Origin of the sequence: Pseudorhodoplanes sp. (assembly GCA_032027085.1) — a bacterium.
Classification (GTDB): Bacteria; Pseudomonadota; Alphaproteobacteria; order Rhizobiales; family Xanthobacteraceae; genus Pseudorhodoplanes.
In genome coordinates, this window is record JAVSMS010000001.1 from 2335078 (window position 1) to 2355284 (window position 20207).

The window sequence follows — 20207 nt, forward strand, 5'->3', positions numbered from 1 at the left end:
TCGAAAAAATCTTGACTCGCAGGTCGGCTCGTTTTTTCCTGTGCGACATAAAAATCGAAGGAAAAACGCCGTGGCTGATGCAATTCCCGCCAGCAATGAACCGATTGTGCTTGCCCAGCCGGAACGCCTGAAGCCGGCTGCGCGCAACAGCATCCAGTCCGTCGACCGGGCGCTGGCTCTGCTCGAAGCCCTGGCCGAGGCCGGGGGTGAAGCTGCGCTCACCGAGCTCTCGCGCCGCACCTCGCTCAACGTCTCGACCTGCCACCACCTGCTCTCCACGCTGGTGAACTGGGGTTATGTCGCAAAGGTGCCGGGCCGGCGTTCCTATGCGCTCGGCGCGCGCGTGCTTTATCTCGGCCAGGCCTGTCTGCGTCAGGTCGATCTTCCCCGCCGTGCGCAGCACCATATCGATCGCATCAATGCGGTGACTGGCGAAACGGTGCATCTTGCCGTGCTGCAGAGCGACAACATCGTCACCTTGGTGAAGCGCGATTCGCGCCACGCCGTGCGGGTGGAGACCGGCGCGCTCGGCCGGTCGGATGCACCGCATGCGACCGCGACGGGCAAGGCAATGCTTGCCTGGCTGACCGAGGATCATATCCGCCGCATCCTCGCCGATCAGAAGATGAAGCGGTTCACGGAAAACACGATCACGGATTTCGCTGCATTCATTGAAGAATTGCGACATGTCCGCCGCAACGGCTACGCGATGGATCGTGAGGAATTCCAGCCGGGCGTCATCTGCATCGGGTCGGCGATCCGCGATCACGCCGGCGCCGTGGTCGGCGCGATCAGCGCCTCGATGCCGGCCATGCGCGCCACCGAAGAGCATGTCGCGCTGGTGCGCAACGAGATTATCGCCGCCGTCAGCGCCCTGAATGCGGAACTGGGCGAGCCCGGTTCGCAGACGCACGCCTCTTCGCTGAAGCCAAAAGCCGTCGCCAGCTAATCACAAACATACAAATAGAATAACAGGAGGAATGGGCATGTATGCGCCGCCCGGAGTGAAAACCAGCAAGGATTTTCCGATCCCCGACATGATGAAAGCCTGGGTTCTCGGAAATCCCGGCGAGTTGACGCTGAAGGACAAGAAGGTCCCGGTTCCGTCGCGCGCCGAAGTGCTGGTGCGCATCGACGCGGTGGCCATCTGCGCGACTGACCTCGAGATCATCTATCACGGCCCGCCCGCCATGATCGAAGGCGGCATGCCACACAACAAGAACTTCACACCGGGCCACGAATATATGGGCACGGTGGTGGCGCTTGGACCGGGCGTTGACGAATACAGGATCGGTCAGCGCGTGACAGTGGAAATCCATGCCGGCTGCGGCCAGTGCAAACGCTGCCGCGAGGGCATGTACACCTCCTGCCACAACTACGGCATGAATTACGGCGAGCTGAACAAGGGCCACCGCGCCAACGGCTTCACGACCGACGGTGGCTTTTGCGAATATCAGGTCAACAACATCAACACGCTGGTCGCGATCCCCGACAACATGTCGGACGAGGAGGCGACGCTCGTCGTCACCGCCGGTACCGCGATGTACGGCCTGACCGAACTCGGCGGTCTGGTAGCAGGTGAGAGCGTCGTGGTGACCGGCCCCGGTCCGATCGGCCTGCTCGGCGTTGCCGTCGCGAAGGCGCTTGGTGCGCAGCCGGTGATCCTCACCGGCACGCGCGACAATCGCTTGCAGATCGGTAAGGAGCTTGGCGCCGACTACGTCGTCAATATCCGCAAGGAGCCGGACGTTGTCGAAGCGGTGAAGAAGCTCAATGGCGGCAAGGGCGTCGACTACGTGGTCGAATGCTCGGCGGCGCCGAATGCCGTCAATGAAGCGCTGAAGATGGTCAATCGCGGCGGCAAGGTGTGCCTCGCGGCGTTTCCGCATGGCGAAGCGCCGGTCGATATCGCGCATATCGTGCGCAACAACATCTATGTCTACGGCATTCGCGGTGAAGGCAAGAGCGCCACGCATCGCGCCGAAGCCTTCATGAGTCAGAAGCGTTTCGACGCCACCAAGATTCATACCCACACCTTCCCGCTGGAGGATCTGCCGACCGCGATCCGCTACGCCAAGGACCGCGTGGAGGATGCGATCAAGGTGGTGGTGAAAAACAGGCTTTCGTCCGCGCACAAGGTCGCAGCGGAGTGAGCTGAGACCGTCATCCCGAGGCGTCCGCCGAAGGCGGCCCTCGAAGGATAACGGACTAAGACTTTCAGGCCGCCACCGTTCGGGTCCGCTTCCCATCTCAGGGTGACGGGCATTGTTGGAGCAAGTTGCTGATGTTGCTCTGCGACGACTACATGACGCCGAACACGCTCGACGAAGCCTTCTCCGTGATGGAGGCCTATCGCGGACGTTTCAAGCTCGTCGCCGGAGCAACCGACATTTATCCGTGGGCGCGGGAAGGCCGGGCGGGCGATGTCGAGATTTCTGTTCTGATCGACATCTCGAATATTCCGGAACTGAAGGAAAAGAAGATCGGCGACAAGCAGGCGCGCTTTGGCGCAGCGACCAAAATCCAGCGTTTCCTCGATGATCCGCAGCTTGCCTGCGCGCTCCCCTGCATGCCGCGTTGCGCCGTGTGGTTTGCCGATGACCAATTGCGGGAATCGGCGACCATCGGCGGCAATATCGTCAATGCGTCGCCCGCCGGCGACGGCATCCCGCCGCTCATTGCGCACAGGGCGGAGGTTGAATTGGCTGCGCGCCGCAACGGCAAGATCACGACGCATCGCGTCCCGCTCGATCAATTCATCACCGGGCCCAGCCGAACGGCGCTGGCTGAGGATGAGATTCTTGTCGCGATCGAATGCGAGTCGTTGCCGGACTATGGCGGCAGTTTTGAAAAGGTCGGCCATCGCCGCTCGTTGGTGATCTCCACGGTCTGCCTTGCCGCCTTGGTAAAGCTCGATGCCGCCGGCCGCCGTTTCGAGGATGTGCGGCTCGCCATCGGCGGCATCGGCCCCGTGCCGCAGCGATTGTCGGACGTCGAGAAATTCCTTCTGTCGGGCTCGATCGAGGAAGTCCGCCTCGAGCAGGCCGCCGAGATGCCGGTGATGCTCGTACAATCGCGCACACGGCAGGAATACCGGCGTGAAGTTGTGCGCGGCTTTGTGATGCGTGGATTGATCAATGCGGTGCGGCGCGCCGGCGGTGATGTGACCTCGCTGACGTCTGAACTGGAGGCGAGCTATGCCTGAGATCCGAATCGACGCCACCGTCAACGGCCGCAAAGTCAGCAAGCCGGCGAAGCCGCATCAGCGGTTGCTGGATTTCCTGCGTGACGATCTCAATCTCACCGGAGCCAAGGAGGGTTGCGGGGCCGGCGAGTGCGGCACTTGCTCGGTCTTCATCGACGGCGTTCTCTACAAGTCCTGCATTGTTCCGGTCGCCAAGGCGCAGGGCAGGACGGTGGAGACGGTCGAAGCGCTGGCCAAGACCGGTGAATTGTCGATCCTGCAGAAGGCGTTTCACAAGAGCGGGGCCAGCCAATGCGGCTATTGCATTCCCGGCATGGTGATGGCGGCCACCGCCGCGATGCGCGCCAATCCTTTCGCCGACCGCGAGGAGATAAAGGAACGGCTCGGCGGCAACATCTGCCGCTGCACCGGTTACCAGAAGATTTTCGATGCGGTGGAGCTCGCGCGCGATGTGCAGAACGGCACGCTGCCGATGTCTGCTTTGGCCGAGGATCAGGTGGATGAAGGCAAATATATCGGCGCCAATGTGCGTCGCCTGGATGCGCCGAGCAAGGTGTCGGGCGCGCTGAAATATGCCGGCGACATGGTGATGCCGGGCATGCTGCATCTGCAGGTGTTGCGCTCGCCGCATCCGCATGCGCTGATCGAATCGATCGACACGTCTGAAGCGGAAGCGATGGAAGGCGTCGAGGGTGTCATCACCTGTGCCGATGTGCCTGGCGAAGACGGCTTCGGTGTGTTTGTCCATGACCAGCCGGTGATGGCGCGCGGCAAGGTACGGTATGTCGGCGAAGCGGTTGCGGCGGTCGCGGCGGAAGACGTTGTTACTGCGAAGCGGGCGCTGTCGAAGATCAAGGTGGTCTACAAGCCGCTGCCGGCCGTGTTCGATGCCGAGAGTGCGATGCAGCCGGGTGCGCCGGTCATTCACGATTATGCATCCGACAACGTCACCAAGCACATTCCGATTCGCAAGGGTGATATCGAACAGGGCTTCGCCGAGTCCGATCTCGTCGTGGAACAGACCTATGCCACGCAAGCCATCGAACACGCCTATCTCGAGCCGGAAGCGGGCCTCGCCTATGTCGATCCTGACGGCGTGATGACAGTGATTTCGCCGAGTCAGAACATCACGCATCACCGCCACATGCTGGCGAAGATCATCGCCAGGCCGATCAACAAGGTCCGCTTCATCATGTCGCCTGTGGGCGGCGGCTTCGGCGGCAAGGAAGACATGATCTACCAGGGCATGCTGGCCCTGATGGCGGTGAAAACGCGGCGGCCGGTGCGGCTTGTTTTCACGCGCGAGGAATCGATGATCTCAACTGCCAAGCGACATCCCTCCCGCACTACGCTGCGCATGGGCCTGACCCGCGACGGACGCATCAAGGCCGTGTCGCTGAAGATGATCTGCGACGGCGGCGCTTATGGTCTCTCGACCGAAGGCGTGATGCGCAAGGCCGCGATCCTCGGCGCCGGTCCTTACAATATTCCGAACCTGCAGGTCGATACCTGGGGCATCTACACCAACAACACGCCATCCGGTGCGTTCCGCTCCTTCGGCGCGCTGCAGACCCAGTTCGCGACCGAATCGCATCTCGATATCTGCGCCGAGCGTCTCGGTCTCGATCCGTTCGAGATTCGCCGCATCAATGCGATGCGCGACGGCGCGCAGACGCACACCCGGCAACAGCTCAAGTCGGTGAGCTATCTGCGTGTGCTCGACGCCGCGGAGAAAGCGAGCAACTGGGAAAAGGGTGCGCCGGTCTCGCGCGGTGACAGCCGGACGGATTTCGCCCGCGTCGGCGAAGGCGTGCGGTCACCCTGCAGCCTGGGCGCGCGGTTTGAGACGAACGACAAGCTTGAGGCGGCGGAATGATGATGAACGCTTGCGGCATGTATTCCTTTTTCACCTCTTTCCGCTTGCGGGGAGAGATCGCCCGGCGGAGCGTTAGCGAGGGCGGGCGGTTGAGGGGCTGTCTCAAGCAATCGAAGCGCCCCCTCATCCGGCTCGCAGCGTCGCCGTTCGCCGCCTTCTCCCCACACCCGGGGAGAAGGAAAGGGGTCATCTAATGGCCAGGAAACGCGGACGCGGCGTGGCAGGCTGCTGGTACGGCATCGCCCGCACGGCGACGGTCGATCGCGCCGGCGCCTGGGTCGAGATCGACGACGGCGGGACGGCAAAGGTTGTCACCGGCGTCACCGAAATCGGTGAAGGCATTCTCACCGTGCTGGCGCAAATTGCGGCGGAAGAGCTCGGCGTGCGGCCGGAAGACGTCACCATCGGCGACAACGACACCGCACGTTCGCCAGAGGCCGCGCACGCCGGCGCGACGCGGCAGACTTACATGATCGGCAACGTGGTAGCGCTCGCCTCGCGCGAAGCTTTTGGCAAACTGGCGCAGGTGCTGGCCGACGAATGGGGCGTCGCGCCGGACACGATCGAAGCCGCCTCCGGCGAAATCTGGGCGGAAGGCACCAACCACAAGATGACGATGGACCGGGCGGTGCATTTCGCCAAGAGCCGCGGCGTCGTGCCGCTCGGCTCCGCCTCCTTCGGCACCGATACCACGGGTCTGCATCCGGTCGACGGCGCAGGTCGTCCCTGGCAAGCCTATGTTTTTGGCTGCCAGGTCGCGGAAGTGGAGGTGGATACCATCACCGGTGAAGTGCAGGTGCTCGGCATCTGGGCCGCCCATGACGTGGGCCGCGCCGTCAATCCCAAAGGTGTCGAGGGCCAGATTGAGGGCGGCATTGTGCAGGCGCTCGGGCAGGGCCTGATGGAGGATTACAAGCTCGACAAGGGTGTCACGTCGACGCCTGGTCTTGCCAAATACATCCTGCCGACCTCGCTCGACGTGCCGCATATCACCTCGGTGATCGTCGAGGATCCTGACCCCATCGGGCCGCTTGGCGTGAAAGGGATCGGCGAGCCAGCCATGGTACCGACCATCCCGGCGATCATGAATGCAATATATGACGCGGTCGGCGTCCGCATCACCGAGCTGCCGGCGACACCAGAAAAAGTACTGATGGCGCTCAAAGCCCGGGAGCGCGTCGAGAGTGAGCGCCGCGCTGCGGCGCAGGCGGCCGAGTGAGTCATGGCGATGCTTGAGACCAGGCCATCGGATGATTTGAGCGCGGCGACGGCGGAAACGCCGTTCAGGGCCGATCTTGCGGTCATTCGCCGGCTGTCCGCCGTTATTCCCGGCGCGTTGCCGGTTGCGATCAACGGCGTGCGATTTGCCGCCAGCATCCGGCCGCGCAAGTTCGTCATCGCCGGCGGCGATGAAACGCCGGTGACCATGCCGCGCACGGCCTTCCAACTTGTTTATCCGGACGGCACGGTGATGCTGGATGCCGGCATGGACAAGAGCACCCACGATTCCTTTGGCGAAGGCGAACCGTTCTATACGGGCGAGTTTGCAAAACTGCAGCGGGCGCTCAATGCAGCGCGGCTGATTTTGTTAACGCATTATCACGCAGACCACGTCGCCGGCGTTCTGCAGGCGCCAAATTTTGCGGAGCTTGCCTTTAAAACCATCGCGACGACGGACACGATACGGCTGATGATGGACACGCCGCATCGTCCGCATCTCAAGCTGTCCGCCGAGAAAGCGCGGCAATTCATCGCGCTGGATTATGATTGTTATTATCCCGTCGCGCCGGGACTGGTCCTGATCAAGGCCGCCGGCCACAGCCCCGACATGCAGATGGTCTATGTTCGCCTGCAATCGGGGCAAGAATTTCTGCATTCGGTTGATGCGGCCTGGAACGTCGACAATATCCTGCAGATGAAAGGCAAGGCCGCACCCTGGGTGAAGGAAGACGTCCCGGCAATCCAGGGCCAGTTGCGCTGGCTGAACAGGATCGGTGCAACTGAGAAGAACGTCACAATACTGGTGACGCACGACGACGAATTGTTCAGCCGCTTGACGCACGAAGGCGTCCTTGGCAGCGAGCTTCAATGAATGAAGAAGGGCGATGCAAAAAGCGTCCGGCAGAGACGGCGATCAAGAGTCCATGAGAAAAAGGGAGGTACGAGAATGAAAGTTGCAATCAGAATGGTGGGCCTGCTGTGCGCCGCCGCATTGGCCCTGGCGCCGCTCAGCGCCTCGGCGCAGGATTATCCGAACAAGAATATTACGGTGGTCGTGCCGTTTGCGGCCGGTGGTCCAAGCGATGTTGTCGCCCGTATTATTGCCGAACACATGGGCCGGACTCTTGGGCAGACGATGGTGATCGAGAATGTCGGAGGCGCCGGCGGAACGCTGGGCAGCGGCCGCGTTGCCTCTGCGGCGCCGGATGGTTACACGCTGCTCGCCGGCAGCATGGGCTCGCACGTTGCAGCGCCGGTGCTGATGCCCAATCTGAAATACAATCCTGCCAAGGATTTCGTGGCCGTCGGCATCACCGCGCATGCGCCCGCCGCAATCGTCGCCAAGAAAGAATTCCCGGCGAACAATCTCAAGGAATTTATCGCCTACGTGAAGGCCAATGGCGACAAGGTGAGGCAGGCGCATGGCGGCATCGGCTCGTCCTCGCATATGGCGTGCCTGATGTTCAATCAGGCGGCCGGCACCAAGCCTGCGCTGGTCGCCTACCGCGGCACCGGGCCTGCGATGAACGACCTGATGGGCGGCCATGTCGATTTCATCTGCGAACAGGTGGTCAGCGTGGCGTCGCAGGTCAATGGCGGCAGCGTGAAGGCGTTCGTCGTCTCTGCGAGCGACCGTCTTGAAGCGATCAAGAATGTGCCGACCGCCAAGGAAGCCGGCATCAAATACGATATCAGCATCTGGTCCGGCATCTTCGCGCCAGCGGGGACGCCGCAGCCGATCATCGACAAGCTGGCGGCTGCGCTGGACAAGGCGCTGGACGATCCGGATGTGCAGAAGCGCTTGCAGAGCCTCGGCGGCACCGTTCCGAAAAAGGCGGAACGCACGCCGGCGGCTTTCCAGAAAATGGTCAATGCCGAACGCGAGCGTTGGAATCCGATTCTGAAGGAAGCGTCTGCAAAAACGGCGAAATAGCCATCGGCACGCGAGTGCAAACGGGAGCCGGCGGCGATGCCGGCTCCCGTCACGAAACAGACTGAAAGAGATCCAAGCCATGTTGACCAAGACCCCCGAGGACGAGAAGCGGCAACTGATCCGTGCGCGCGCGTCTGCAATTCAGAAGTCCGGGGGGCTTGTGGCCGCGGTCTCGAACGGTAAGCTGCCCAAACTTGTCGAGACCACCCTGTCGGAAGCGCTGGTGCTCGGCCTGCTCAAGCAGGGCGTGCGCAAGTATTTCGCGATTTTCGGCCACGGCTCGACCGATCTTGGCGACATATTGCGCATCTACGAAGAGGAAGGCGTCACCCGCACCTTCAACTGCCGTAACGAGGTCGAGATGGCGCATGCCGCGACCGCTTTGCGGTGGCAATACGGAGAAATCCCCGCTGTCGTCACCTCGATCGGGCCGGGCGCGTTGCAGGCTTTTGCCGGCTCGCTGGCCGCGGCCTCGAATGGCGTCGGCGTCTATCACATTTATGGCGACGAGACGACCTTCGGTGAAGGCTACAACATGCAGCAGGTGCCGAAGCAGGAGCAGGGCCTCTTCGGCCGCATCACCGCGCTGATGGGCGGCTCCTATGTGTTGCATACGCCGGAAGCGTTGCGCGATGCACTGCGGCGCGGCTCGCTCCAGGTCAATCATCCCTATCGGGCTGGACCATTCTATCTGCTGCTGCCGCTGAACACACAGCCGGCGCGGGTGCAGGTCAACCTGGCGGCGCTTCCCGAAAAGCCGGATTTGCCGAAACTCGCGCCTGTCGGCGATGCGGAGTTAGACGAAGCAGCGAGGCTGATCGCATCCGCGACCCGGGTCACGATCAAGGCGGGCGGCGGCACGCGCGGCCATGATGCGGCGATCCGCAGGCTCGCGGAAGCGGCCGGCGCGGCGGTGGCGTTGTCGCCGGGTTGCACGGGCGTGCTGCCGGACGCGCATCCACAGAACATGCATGTCGGCGGCTCGAAAGGCTCGATCAGCGGCAATTTTGCGATGAACAATGCCGATCTGGTCGTTGTCATCGGCTCGCGTGCGGTGTGTCAGGCCGATTGCTCAGGCATCGGCTACAAATCGGCTAAGTATGTCATCAATATCAACGGCGATTTTGCAGACATCACCCACTACAACAACACGACGGTGTTGCCGGGCGATATCGGTGCCGTGGCCGAGCGTCTTGCGGCGAAGCTGGAAGTGCTGTCCGCTGCGTCGAATAAGGCTGAGTGGCTGAAAGCTTGTGGTACCAAGAAGGCGGAGTGGGCCGCGTTCAAGCAGGCCCGCTACGATGCGAAGCCGTTCGAAGATCCGGTCTGTAAAAGGCCGGCACTCGGCCAGCCGGCGGCGATCAAGGTCGTGTTGGATTTCGCAAAGGAAATCGATGCGGCGAAATTCTTTGATGCCGGTGACGTCCAGGCAAACGGTTTCCAGGCGGTGGAGGATGACCGCACCGGCGACACTTTCACCGAGACCGGCGCGTCTTACATGGGTTTTGCATCGAGTGCGCTGCTGGCCTCCGCCATCGCCGACAAGCCGCGTTATGGTATCGTCTTCACCGGCGATGGTTCCTTCATGATGAACCCGCAGATCCTGATCGACGGCGTCGAGCATGGCGTGCGCGGCATGATCGTGATTTTCGACAATCGCCGCATGGCCGCGATCACCGGGCTGCAGATGGCTCAGTATGGACAGGATTTCCGCACCAATGACCACGTTTCGGTCGACTATGTGAAGCTTGCCGGCGCCATCAGCGGCGTGAAGGCGCTGCATGGTGGCTTCAGTGCGGACGAACTGCGCTCCGCCTTACGCGAAGCATACAGGCACGATGGCCTGTCCGTCATCCACGTGCCCGTTTATTGCGGCGATAATGAACTTGGCGGTCTCGGCGCCTGGGGGCAATGGAATGTCGGCAACTGGTGCGACGACGTCCAGCGCGAGTGGATCGAGCAGGATATTTGAGCAGCCAAGCCTTTATCCGTCATCCTGAAGCGCGAACGAAGCGAGCCTCGAAGGATGACTTCTGAACGATACCTTGGCCGCCGCCACAGTTCGAGGCACGCCTCGCCGTGCACCTCAGTGTGAGGGACACATGCTACACATGCTTATACGCTCGATCGTGATAGACCAGCGCCTTCGCCGCCGGTCCGAGGCGCACTGCCACGACCGAGCCGAAATAGACGAAATGTGAGCCGACCTCCTTCGCTTCCAGCACGCGGCAGTCGAAGGTTGCGATGGCCGATTTCAGCGCCGGCGAACCGGTCTTGATCGTGTCCCAGTTGCCGGTCTTGAAGCGCTCGGCCATAAAGATGCCGGTGCGGCCCGCGAAAACATCTGCAATCGTTTCTTCGCTCGCCGCCAGTGTATTGACGCAGAAGCTGCCGTTTTCCAGCATCAAAGGTGTGATCTGGCTTTTGCGATTGAGGCAGACCAGCAGGGTCGACGGTGCATCCGACACCGAGGCAACGGCCGTTGCCGTAAACCCCGCCTTGCCGGACTTTCCGTCGGTCGTAACAATGTGAACGGCGGCGCCGAGACGGCTCATTGCCTCGCGGAAAATCTGCGAGTCCGCCAGTTCGATTGCTGGCGTTTGTGCGGGGTGGTTCATCAGGCCAGTCCCAGAAGTTCCTTGGCGTTGCCGCCTGCGATTGCCGCGATGGTCGAGGCGTCGAACGTGTCGATCGAAGCGACATGTCCGACCGGATCGTAATCGGCCATGTCGAAGGGATAATCCGTGCCCATGACCACATGATCGATGCCCCAGGTTTCGACAAGGGTGGTCAACTGCTTGTGCGAGAAGACGACTGTGTCGAAATATATTTTCCTCAGATAGTCGGTCGGTTGCTTCGGCACACTGTGCGCGTCTGAACGCGCGCCCCAGACATGATCGATTCGACCCCAATAGGCACCGAGATAGCCGCCGCCATGCACGGCAAGAATCTTCAAATTCGGATGGCGCTCCAGCACGCCATCGAAAATGAGGTTGTGCAAGGCGAGGGTGGTTTCGAGCGGATTGCCGATCACATTGTTGAAGTAGAAGCGCTTGAAGCGCTCGCCCTGCGTGAAGCCATTGGGATGGATGACAACAAGCGCGTTCAGTTCTTCGGCTTTCGTCCAGAACGGCGCGTAAGCCGGGTCGGAAATTTCCTTCCCCGCGACGTTGGTCAAAATCTGCACGCCCCTGAAGCCGAGCGTCTTGATCACGCGCTCCAGTTCCTTCGCCGCCTCCGCGCCGTCATTCAGCGGCACCGTGCCGAGGCCGATCAGCCTGTCCGGCTTGCGGCCGACAAATTCCGCCACGCCATCATTGACGATCTGCGCGGCCTTCACCGCAGCGTCCGTCGGCAGGGTGTAGTAGCATTGCCCGGGCGGCGGCTTGATCACCTGCATGTCGATGCCCATGGCGTCGAGGTCCTTCAGGCGCTCGTCGAAATTGACAAGGCGGGTCTTCAGATCGCCATCCTGCTTGGCGTTGACCGCCGCCGTCTCGGGCGATTGAAACTCATGCAACCCGGGACTTAGAAATCTGGCGTATTGCTGGACGAAGGCGCCGGCCTGCGGAATCGCGATATGCGAATGCATATCGATGGTCGTGCTTGCCGGTCGCACGGCGCGGCCCGGCTTGCCATGCTTGCGGGCGGCGGTTGGCTCGTACTTATTCCATACGCCTGTCATAGAACTTTCCGGTCTTTCACCGTCAGAAAACACCCAGATATTGCGTGACGCGCGGGTCGTCGGATCTGATATCGCGCGCCGCGCCGCCGAACGCAACTTCGCCGCTGTTGAGAACGAGGATGTCATCCGCAATGTCGAAAACAAGCTGAGGACTCTGCTCCACCAGCACAATCGATAGTCCGCTGGCCTTTAATTTACGGATGGTCGACATGACTTCGAGGACGATCTGCGGCGCCAGCCCCTCAGACGGCTCGTCCATCAACAGGACGCGCGGGTTGTTCATCAGGGCGCGTCCGATCGCCAGCATCTGCTGTTCTCCGCCCGAAAGATGGGCGGCAACCTGGTTCTTGCGCTCGCGCAGGCGTGGAAACATCTCGAAGACGGTGTCCACAGTCCACGCGTTCTGACGGCCGTTGCCAGCCTTGCGTGCGGCCACTGCCAGGTTTTCGCGCACGGTCAGGCTTCTGAAGATACGCCGTCCCTGTGGCACCAAAGCGACGCCGCAGGCGGCGATCTGCTCGGGCGGCAGGGCCGTGACATTCTGGCCGAAGATCGAAACTGAGCCGCGCCGCGCTGTCAGGAGCCCGACGGTCACATTCATGCAAGTCGATTTGCCGGCACCGTTGCGGCCGAGCAGGCCCAGCAGATGGCCCTCCGGCAGAGCAAACGACACGTTCTGCAGCACATGGCTGTCGCCATAGAAGGCGTGAACGTTGCTCAGCCGGAGCGCGTCAGTGGCCAAGGTAGATCTCCTTGGTGCGCGGATCATTGACCACTTCGGCCCGCGTGCCCTCGACGATGACCTCGCCGAAATGCAGCACGGTGATTTTGTCGGCAAAATCGAGCGCCACGTCCATGTTGTGCTCTATCATGACGACGGACACGTCGCGCGGGATGCGGGCCAGCAGCTTCTGCACGTCGCGCCGCTCGTCGATCGAGAGGCCGGCATAGGGCTCGTCGAGCAGCAACACTTTCGGCTTCTGTGCCAGGGCCATCGCGATTTCCACCCGCCGCCGTTCGCCGTAGGACGTTTCTGCCAGCGGGCGGCTGGCGATATTCTCCAGCCCGACATGAGTGAGCGCCTCGCGGGCTTGCGCGACGAGATCGCTGCGGCGCTCGAGATCGATGAAGGGACTCCAGCGCAGCGGCGAGAGACCCAGCAGCGCCAGCGTCACATTGCGAAGGATGGTATCGCGCGCGAACAGGGTGATGATCTGGTAGGTGCGCGCCATGCCCATGTGCGGCCGCCGGCGGCTGGGGAGGCGGGTGATGTCCTGATCGAACAGGCGGATGGAGCCGCTGTCGGGGGTGATTTCGCCGGTGATGAGATTGAACAAGGTCGTCTTGCCGGCGCCATTTGGGCCGATGATCAGCCGTCGCTCGCCGGGCTCGACTGACAGGTTCACATTGGAGGTCACGCGCAGACCGCCGAAGGATTTGCACAGCCTGTCGACGTGCAGCGCGGTCATGACGCAGCGCTTTCCGCTTTTTCCCTCACGGCAAGCCTGCGGGATTTCAGCCGGTGCCAGCCATACCGCCACAGCCGCGCCGTGCCCGGCACGAGCCCTTCCGGCATGAAGGTGATGATGACGACGAAGATCACACCGAGCACGAGGTTCCAGCGCTCGATATAGGCGCTGACCACATTCTTCATGATGACCACGATGCCGGCGCCGACTACTGGTCCGAGCAAAGTGCCGGTGCCGCCGGAAATCACCATCAGCAGGATTTCGGCGGAGGTCTGCAACGCCGCCACCTGCGGACTGATGAACTGATTGTAATAGACGAAGAGCAACCCGGCGATGCCGGTCCATAATCCGGAAAAGAGGATCGCGAGAAAGCGGATCAGCCAAACATTGTAGCCAAGCATATTCATGCGCCGTTCCTGGTCCCGGGTGCCGCGCAGGCTTGCACCGAAGGGCGAGCGCACAAAGACAATCATCGTCGCGACCGTCGCGAGGAATACGACGAGCGTCGCGTAGTAGAAGCCGTCGGCGCTGGCGAGGCTGAGACCGAAGGGGGCAGGCCGGGTCGAGACATTGATGCCATTGTCGCCGTTGGTCAGGCTGGCCCAGCGATAGGCGATGCCCCAGATGATCTGCCCGATCGCTAGCGTGATCATCAGGAAGCCGATGCCGGTCGCGCGCAAAGCCAGTACGGCAAACACGGCCGTGGAGGCGAGTGTCACGATCAGAGCCATCAGAATCGCGAGCGCATGTCCATGTCCGGCCGCGAGCATAAGGCCCGCCGCGTAGCCCGCCATCGCAAACAGACCGGCATGGCCGAGCGACACCAAACCGGCATAACCGACCAGCACGTTGAGCGAGAGCGCGCAGATCGCCCAGAACAGAATCTGGCTCGCGATATTCACGTAATAGGGATTTCCGACCCAGGCCGGCAATGTGACCAGCAGCGCGAGGGTGAGGGTGATCATCGCAAAGCGATAGTTCCGGGCGGTCATGAAACCACCCGGCCGAACAGGCCCTGCGGCCGCAATACCAGTACCAGCAGCATCGGCAGGAACAGAATGACATAGGCGAGGTCGGGGAACATCGCCTGGCCGAAGTTATAGAGAAAGCCGATCAGGAAAGAGCCGACCAATGCGCCGAGCAGGCTGCCGCTGCCGCCGAGAATGACGACGATCAATGCCAGCGGCAGCATCTCGAAATCGAGGCCCGGATAGACCGAGAGATAGGGCGCGCCAATCACGCCCGCAAAAGCGGCGAGCGCGGCGCCCAGCGCGAAGACAAGCGTGAAGAGTTGCGAGACCTTGATGCCGACGACCCGCGCAATCGGTGCGTCATCCACGCCGGCGCGGATCATGGCGCCGAGCCGTGTCCAGTCGACCATCAGCCAGAGTGCAATGGCGATGACGACCGCGACGCCGACCATCACCAGACGGAAGATGGGGAAGAACAGGCCGGCGACCTGCAACGCCCCCTGCAAGTGCGCAGGCGTCGCCGGCTGCCAGGGATCTCCGGTCCATACCATCAGGGAGATGTCGCCGATGATGAAGGCAAAGCCGAGCGTCAGCAGCACCTGCGGCAACACCTGGCCCTCCAGCCGCCGCAGCAGGAAGCGTTCGATCACACCGCCAATCACGGCCATGGCTGCGCCGCTGAGCAGCGCCGCCAGCCAGAAATTCATGCCCCGGCTCAGGAACGTAACCCCGAAATAGGCTCCAAGCATGAAGAAGGAGCCGTGCATCAGATTCGGAATCCGCATCAATCCGAAAATGAGGGAGAACCCGGCAGATAGCAGAAACAATAGGCCGCCAAGGGCGATGCTGTTCACGGCGAGGGTCAGCCAGAGGTTCATCTACTGTGTTCCTCCCGCCGTCATCCTGAGGCGCGAGCCGGACGTAGTCCGGCGAGCCTCGATGCAGACGGCGGGCCGCCATCTTTCGAGCTCGGCAGCCTTTCTGCCTCGCACCTCAGGATGACGGCCATTCGTCCCTTCTCCGTTGTCACTTTCCGCACGCGCCTTGTGCGTCAGCTCACTCCAAATTCTTCGCCGGCGGTTGGTCGCGCGCATAAACCGGCGCGGCGAGAAATGCCTTCTCGTCATAGGTCCAGAACTGCCCGACATTCGGATAGCGCTTGATGACAGTGTTGACGAGTTTGCCGCCCTTCCTTTCGCATTTGCGGATGAAGACATCTCCGACGACATTTCCGTATTTGTCGAACTTGACGGGGCCGCGCGGTGTGTCGGTCAACGAAACACTGTGCAGCTCGTCCGCCAGCGCCTTGCGGTCATTGACCTTGTCGCCGAGTTTTGCGATCGCGGCTTCGACGCATTGACCTGCGATATACATGCCGGCCGAATAGCCGCCCGGAAGTACGTTGTAGTCCTTCTGCATGCCGGCTACGAACCGCTTGTTGCTTTCCGATTCGAAATCGGCCGAATACCAGGCAGCGGACAGGACGCCAACGGCTTCATCGCCAAGGCTGCGCAACAACGCGTCGTCCATTGCGGTCCAACCGGCCAGGAGCGGTATTTTCGTCTTCACGCCGAGATCGGCATAGGCGCGCATGAACTTCACCGGGTTTGAGCCGGCGAAACCATTGAACACACAATCGACATTGCCGAGCTGGGCAATGTAGGGCGTGTAATCCGGCGTCACCAAGGGCGGCCAGAGCTTTTTTACCACCTTGCCGCCATTGTCCTCGAACACGCGCTGGAAGCCCGCCATCTGCTCGTAGCCGAAGGCGAAGTCCTCCGAGATCGTGGCGGCACGTTTGAACTTCAAATCCTTTGCCGCGTAGTCGCCCATGGCGTGGCACGTCTGTGCGGACGTCGCCGACGGGCGGATGACGAAGGGATTGGCCTTCCGCTGCGTCACGTCCTCCGCAGCAGCGAGACTGATCAGCGGCGTCTGCTTGTCGCGGACATAGTCGGTGATGGCGAGCAGTTCAAAAGCCGCGAGCGGCCCGAGAATGACGTTGACGTTATCGCGCTCGACCACTTCCTGCGCCTTGGTCTTGGCGCCGGCCGGATTGCCGCCGGTGTCGGCGACCAGCAATTCGACCTTGCGGCCGGACAGCGTGTTGTTCTTCTCCTTGAGGAAAGTGGCGATCCCCTGTTCCATCTGTATGCCGCCTTGCGCCAGCGGACCGGTCTTCACCGTGAGCAGACCGATCTTGAACGGCGCGGCTTGTGCGCGGAGCACGGCCGGTGCTGCAATCAGGGCGGTGGTGCCGAGCATTCCCTTGAGAATAGTCCTGCGTTTGACAACCATTGCGTCCTCCCATCATTTGCTCCGCTTGTGGCGGGCCTATTTGTTGTGACTTCCTCTTTCCTTCGCAGATTGAGCGGCCCGAATATTTTCAGCAGATATTGTCGCCTCGGCCGTTCAGGTCCGTCGCATCTCCTTCACGTTCTTCTTCCGGGTTGTCTTGATCCTGCTCTGACGTGCCGGCACCGCCTTGCGTTGCGGCGGCGGAATAACCGGCAGCAGAATGAAAGGTTCGCGTCCGCTCTCGAAATGCAGGGTGGTCGTTCCGCTGAACAGCTTTGCGGGGCGGTCCATGGGATCGTCATGCAGAAATGGGCCGCAGCCTTTCAACTCGTTCTTGAAATTCGAAAGCTTGCCGCCGCTGGCGGCGCCATATTCGTAGTCCTTGCCACGGATCGTGACGCCGAGACGGTAGCCTGTGGGGATGACGATCGAGCTCGGCCAGATCTCGATATCGAGCTCGACCAGGAGGCCCGGTCTCAGCGGCTGCGGCTCATCGTGCGTGTGAAAGGGCCGGTAGGGTTTTGACAGCGCCAGGTCGAGCTTGCGGTGCGAAGCGCGCAGCCAACCCTGCGCCACTGGCGTGTGCGGATCGATGGCGCCTTGGAAGACGACTTCCCTCATGTCGGGCGAAAATACCCGCAGGACGGCAAAGATGTCGGCGTCTCTGGTCGAAGACGACACGACGAGCTTGAGCGCGGAGGGACCTGTGATCTCCGTTTCTGTCTCCAATGGCGCGCTCAGAAACGTTAGGCCCTCCCCCATGGCGGCGAAGCTCCTCGTTATTGCCTGAGTTGCGCGCCTCTCGCTCAGTCCACCGTCGGGGGTCAGATAAAATTTCGTCCATTTCGTTCGCTTCAGCGGCCATTCCTGCTCGGCGCGTTCCTCGAAACGGTCGATATGGCGGACCTGCAGCAGCACCTTCGGCTGCCGGTCCCAGCCGTTTTTCTTGTCGTGCAGGAAATGATCAAAGAAGCGTTTCTGCAGATTGCGGCCATAGTCGGTATAAAAATGCGTCCAGTGCTCGATGCCGTGCGCTTCCAGCCACTTCTCCTTTGAAGCGGCGCGCACGAAGCCCTCGAAATTGCCGCGCGGGTGCAGGCCCTGGCCACCCCAGTTGGCAGCGGACAGAAAGGGCACCTTCACCTTCGACCAGACCGGCGAGCGGGCCTTGTGATAGTCGTCATCCAGCGGATGCGCTTGGATCTCCTCCCCGAAGTTGCAGCGATTCTGCGCGAGCTGGTTTTCCGAGAAGAGTCTTGGGCCGCAGACCAGTTCGCCATGCACGGGAGAGCGTTTGCCGCGCTCGCCGACGCCGTATTGCACGGTCTTGACCTGCATGTCGTACCAGTTGGCCCAGAATGTCGAGAGAATGCCGCCATGATGCGTCATATCTCGGTACCAGTCGGCGGCGCCCTCCCAGATGCACATGGCGGCAAGATGCGGCGGCTGCAGCGAGGCGACGTGCCACTGGTTGATCCCGTAGTAGGAAATGCCGTTCAGCCCGACCCTGCCGTTCGACCAGGGCTGGACGCCGGCCCATTCGATACAATTGTAGAAGTCATTTGTTTCGCGAGGTGAAAAGTTGTCAATGTAACCCGGTGAACAGCCGCAGCCGCGTGAATCCACGCGCACGCAGGCATAATCGTGCGGCACCCATTTCTCCGGGTCGACCACTTCCCAGTTCTGGTATTTGTTGCTTGAGCCTCTGGCGACGTCGGGATGTTGTTCAATCATGCGCTGCCATGCGCTCGGATATCCTTCCTGAAATGCAAGCCCCTTTGCATAAGGACCGTAGCTCAGAAGGACCGGATAACGGCCGAGCTTGCGCGGGCGGAAAACATCAGCGCGCAAAATAAGTCCGTCATCCATCTCGATCTGCACATCCCAGTCGATATGCATGCCGTCGCGCGGTTCGCTGCGCGGCTGATGCGTGCCTCCGATCCGGCTGATGGCCGGTCTGTCGGTGTCCTGAACCGAACTCACGCGTTCCCTCCCGCCGCCGGCGCATTATTTTCGCACCGTTGGGCGTTCGTCGCTGCTAGCCTAGCGCCCTCACCGGGGGATGCAGCAAATAAAATGCTTTGAGCGATGACATTAGCTTTACTAATGCGGCTTTTGCCTAGCACGCTTATGTCCTAGCGAAGCGGCAAGCACTGCCGGGACATTGCGAGGAGGAGAGTTCATGAATGTGGGAGTAGCGGGCCTCGGCAAAATGGGTGCGGCTATGGCGTCCCGGCTGATCGAGGTCGGGCATCAGGTGACGGTCTGGAACAGAACCGCCAACAAGACTGAGCCTCTGGTGAAGGAGGGAGCCGTTGCGACTTCAACTCCGGCCGAACTGGCAAGCCGGTCGGACGTCATCATTACCATTCTGACGGACAGTGCGGCGATTGACTCCGTGTTTCACGGCCCATCCGGCCTTCTCAGCGGAGATGTGCGCGGCAAGCTGTTCATCGAAATGAGCACGGTGCAGCCTCATACAGAAGTGGCCTTGGCGGAGAAAGTCCGCGCGAAGGGCGCGGCCTTTGTCGAGTGCCCGGTTGGCGGCACCACGGGACCGGCGCGACAGGGCAAGCTGATTGGTCTTGCGGGCGGCAGCAACGAGGACTTCGCGCGCGCCAAACCGATCCTTGAGCAATTGTGCCGTCGCATAGAGCATTGCGGCGAGATTGGCGCCGGCTCCTCAATGAAACTCACCATCAATCTGCCCCTGGTGATCTACTGGCAGGCGCTGGGCGAAGCGCTGGCAGTGAGCCGGCATCTCGGTTTTGATCACGCGCGCATGATGGATCTGCTGGCAGATACGTCGGGTGGCACCAATGCCATCAAGAATCGCGGACCGGCATTGGCCAAGATGCTGGGCGGCGATCTGTCGGGCGCAGCGACCTTCAATCTTGATGACGCACGCAAGGACCTGCGAACGATGCTGGCGGAAGGGAAATCCCGCGGGATCGAACTGCCGCTGATCGAGCGTACGCTCGCCTGTTTCGACGAGGCGAGCAAGGCCGGCTGGGGCCAACGCGACGGTTCGAGCCAGGCGGTCTACTGGTCGCAGCGCAGAAAATAGTCTGTTCATTTGAAGCGGGGGAAATCATGTCTGGTTTGACGCTCGCGCAAGCAAGCAAGATAGTTGATGTCGCCCTGAAACAGGCGCGCGAAGCAAATTTCGCGCCGCTGTCGGTCGCCGTGCTTGATGCTGGCGGACACCTCGTTGCATTCAAGCGTGAGGACAAATCGGGCATCATGCGCTTCGACATTGCATTCGGTAAGGCGTGGGGTGCGCTCGGCATGGGCTTCGGCTCGCGCACCTTGTTCGAGCGCGCCGAGAAGACGCCGATGTTCTTCACCACGCTAGCGGCGGCGAGCGGCGGGCGCGTCGTCACCAATCCGGGCGGCGTACTCATTCGCAACGGTGCCGGTGACATTATCGGCGCCGTTGGTATTTCCGGCGATACGTCAGACAATGACGAGAAATGCGCGGTCGCGGGCATCGCGGCGGCGGGACTGAAAGCTGATCCCGGGGGTTCTAAGAGTTAAAGCCAGTCCGGC

General features: G+C 61.6%; 18 protein-coding genes. 10 read left to right on the plus strand and 8 right to left on the minus strand.

Annotation, left to right across the window (positions count from 1 at the left end; genetic code table 11):
* Positions 1–70 precede the first annotated feature (70 nt).
* The 8 genes from RO009_11305 to RO009_11340 all read left to right on the plus strand — a co-directional run bounded on the left by RO009_11305 (position 71) and on the right by RO009_11340 (position 10207).
* Positions 71–949, plus strand: a complete 879-nt coding sequence (locus tag RO009_11305) for an IclR family transcriptional regulator (GenBank protein MDT3685616.1) — start codon at positions 71–73, stop codon at positions 947–949.
* Positions 950–986: 37 nt separating this feature from the next.
* The gene (locus RO009_11310; GenBank protein MDT3685617.1) at positions 987–2153 is read left to right on the plus strand and encodes a zinc-binding dehydrogenase; all 1167 of its coding nucleotides are present in this window, start codon (positions 987–989) and stop codon (positions 2151–2153) included.
* A 131-nt stretch (positions 2154–2284) separates the two neighbouring features.
* Positions 2285–3205 carry an FAD binding domain-containing protein gene (locus RO009_11315; protein MDT3685618.1) on the plus strand — a complete coding sequence of 307 codons (921 nt, stop codon included), beginning with the start codon at positions 2285–2287 and terminating at the stop codon, positions 3203–3205.
* The gene (locus RO009_11320; protein ID MDT3685619.1) at positions 3198–5081 is read left to right on the plus strand and encodes a molybdopterin cofactor-binding domain-containing protein; all 1884 of its coding nucleotides are present in this window, start codon (positions 3198–3200) and stop codon (positions 5079–5081) included. The genes RO009_11315 and RO009_11320 overlap by 8 nt, the downstream gene beginning before the upstream one ends.
* 109 nt (positions 5082–5190) lie before the next feature.
* Positions 5191–6300 carry a molybdopterin cofactor-binding domain-containing protein gene (locus tag RO009_11325; protein MDT3685620.1) on the plus strand — a complete coding sequence of 370 codons (1110 nt, stop codon included), beginning with the start codon at positions 5191–5193 and terminating at the stop codon, positions 6298–6300.
* A 3-nt stretch (positions 6301–6303) separates the two neighbouring features.
* Positions 6304–7173 (plus strand): MBL fold metallo-hydrolase, encoded by an 870-nt coding sequence (locus RO009_11330; GenBank protein ID MDT3685621.1) that lies wholly within the window; start codon positions 6304–6306, stop codon positions 7171–7173.
* A 75-nt stretch (positions 7174–7248) separates the two neighbouring features.
* On the plus strand, positions 7249–8235 hold the full coding sequence (locus RO009_11335) for a tripartite tricarboxylate transporter substrate-binding protein (protein ID MDT3685622.1): 987 nt from the start codon (positions 7249–7251) through the stop codon (positions 8233–8235).
* A 79-nt stretch (positions 8236–8314) separates the two neighbouring features.
* Positions 8315–10207, plus strand: coding sequence for a thiamine pyrophosphate-dependent enzyme (locus RO009_11340; protein MDT3685623.1), 1893 nt, complete (start codon positions 8315–8317; stop codon positions 10205–10207).
* Between the two features lie 133 nt (positions 10208–10340).
* Here RO009_11340 and RO009_11345 read toward each other — a convergent pair whose 3' ends face one another.
* From RO009_11345 to RO009_11380, 8 genes are all read right to left on the minus strand, one after another.
* Complete coding sequence (locus tag RO009_11345; protein MDT3685624.1) at positions 10341–10853, minus strand: flavin reductase; 513 nt, start codon at positions 10851–10853, stop codon at positions 10341–10343.
* Positions 10853–11920 carry an amidohydrolase family protein gene (locus RO009_11350; protein ID MDT3685625.1) on the minus strand — a complete coding sequence of 356 codons (1068 nt, stop codon included), beginning with the start codon at positions 11918–11920 and terminating at the stop codon, positions 10853–10855. The genes RO009_11345 and RO009_11350 overlap by 1 nt, the downstream gene beginning before the upstream one ends.
* Positions 11921–11942: 22 nt before the next feature.
* The gene (locus RO009_11355; GenBank protein ID MDT3685626.1) at positions 11943–12662 is read right to left on the minus strand and encodes an ABC transporter ATP-binding protein; all 720 of its coding nucleotides are present in this window, start codon (positions 12660–12662) and stop codon (positions 11943–11945) included.
* Complete coding sequence (locus RO009_11360; GenBank protein ID MDT3685627.1) at positions 12652–13389, minus strand: ABC transporter ATP-binding protein; 738 nt, start codon at positions 13387–13389, stop codon at positions 12652–12654. The genes RO009_11355 and RO009_11360 overlap by 11 nt, the downstream gene beginning before the upstream one ends.
* A complete protein-coding gene (locus RO009_11365) occupies positions 13386–14381 on the minus strand; it encodes a branched-chain amino acid ABC transporter permease (protein ID MDT3685628.1) in 996 nt (331 codons plus the stop codon). Before RO009_11365 ends, RO009_11360 begins: the two co-directional genes overlap by 4 nt.
* The gene (locus tag RO009_11370; GenBank protein ID MDT3685629.1) at positions 14378–15238 is read right to left on the minus strand and encodes a branched-chain amino acid ABC transporter permease; all 861 of its coding nucleotides are present in this window, start codon (positions 15236–15238) and stop codon (positions 14378–14380) included. Before RO009_11370 ends, RO009_11365 begins: the two co-directional genes overlap by 4 nt.
* Before the next feature lie 178 nt (positions 15239–15416).
* Positions 15417–16658, minus strand: a complete 1242-nt coding sequence (locus RO009_11375) for an ABC transporter substrate-binding protein (GenBank protein MDT3685630.1) — start codon at positions 16656–16658, stop codon at positions 15417–15419.
* Positions 16659–16772: 114 nt separating this feature from the next.
* Entirely contained in the window at positions 16773–18641 is a 1869-nt protein-coding gene (locus RO009_11380; GenBank protein ID MDT3685631.1) for a CocE/NonD family hydrolase, read from the minus strand.
* 199 nt (positions 18642–18840) lie between these two features.
* On the opposite strand from RO009_11380, the gene RO009_11385 reads away from it, so the two are divergent.
* The gene (locus RO009_11385; protein MDT3685632.1) at positions 18841–19725 is read left to right on the plus strand and encodes an NAD(P)-dependent oxidoreductase; all 885 of its coding nucleotides are present in this window, start codon (positions 18841–18843) and stop codon (positions 19723–19725) included.
* Positions 19726–19751: 26 nt separating this feature from the next.
* On the plus strand, positions 19752–20195 hold the full coding sequence (locus tag RO009_11390) for a heme-binding protein (GenBank protein MDT3685633.1): 444 nt from the start codon (positions 19752–19754) through the stop codon (positions 20193–20195).
* Positions 20196–20207: the final 12 nt, after the last annotated feature.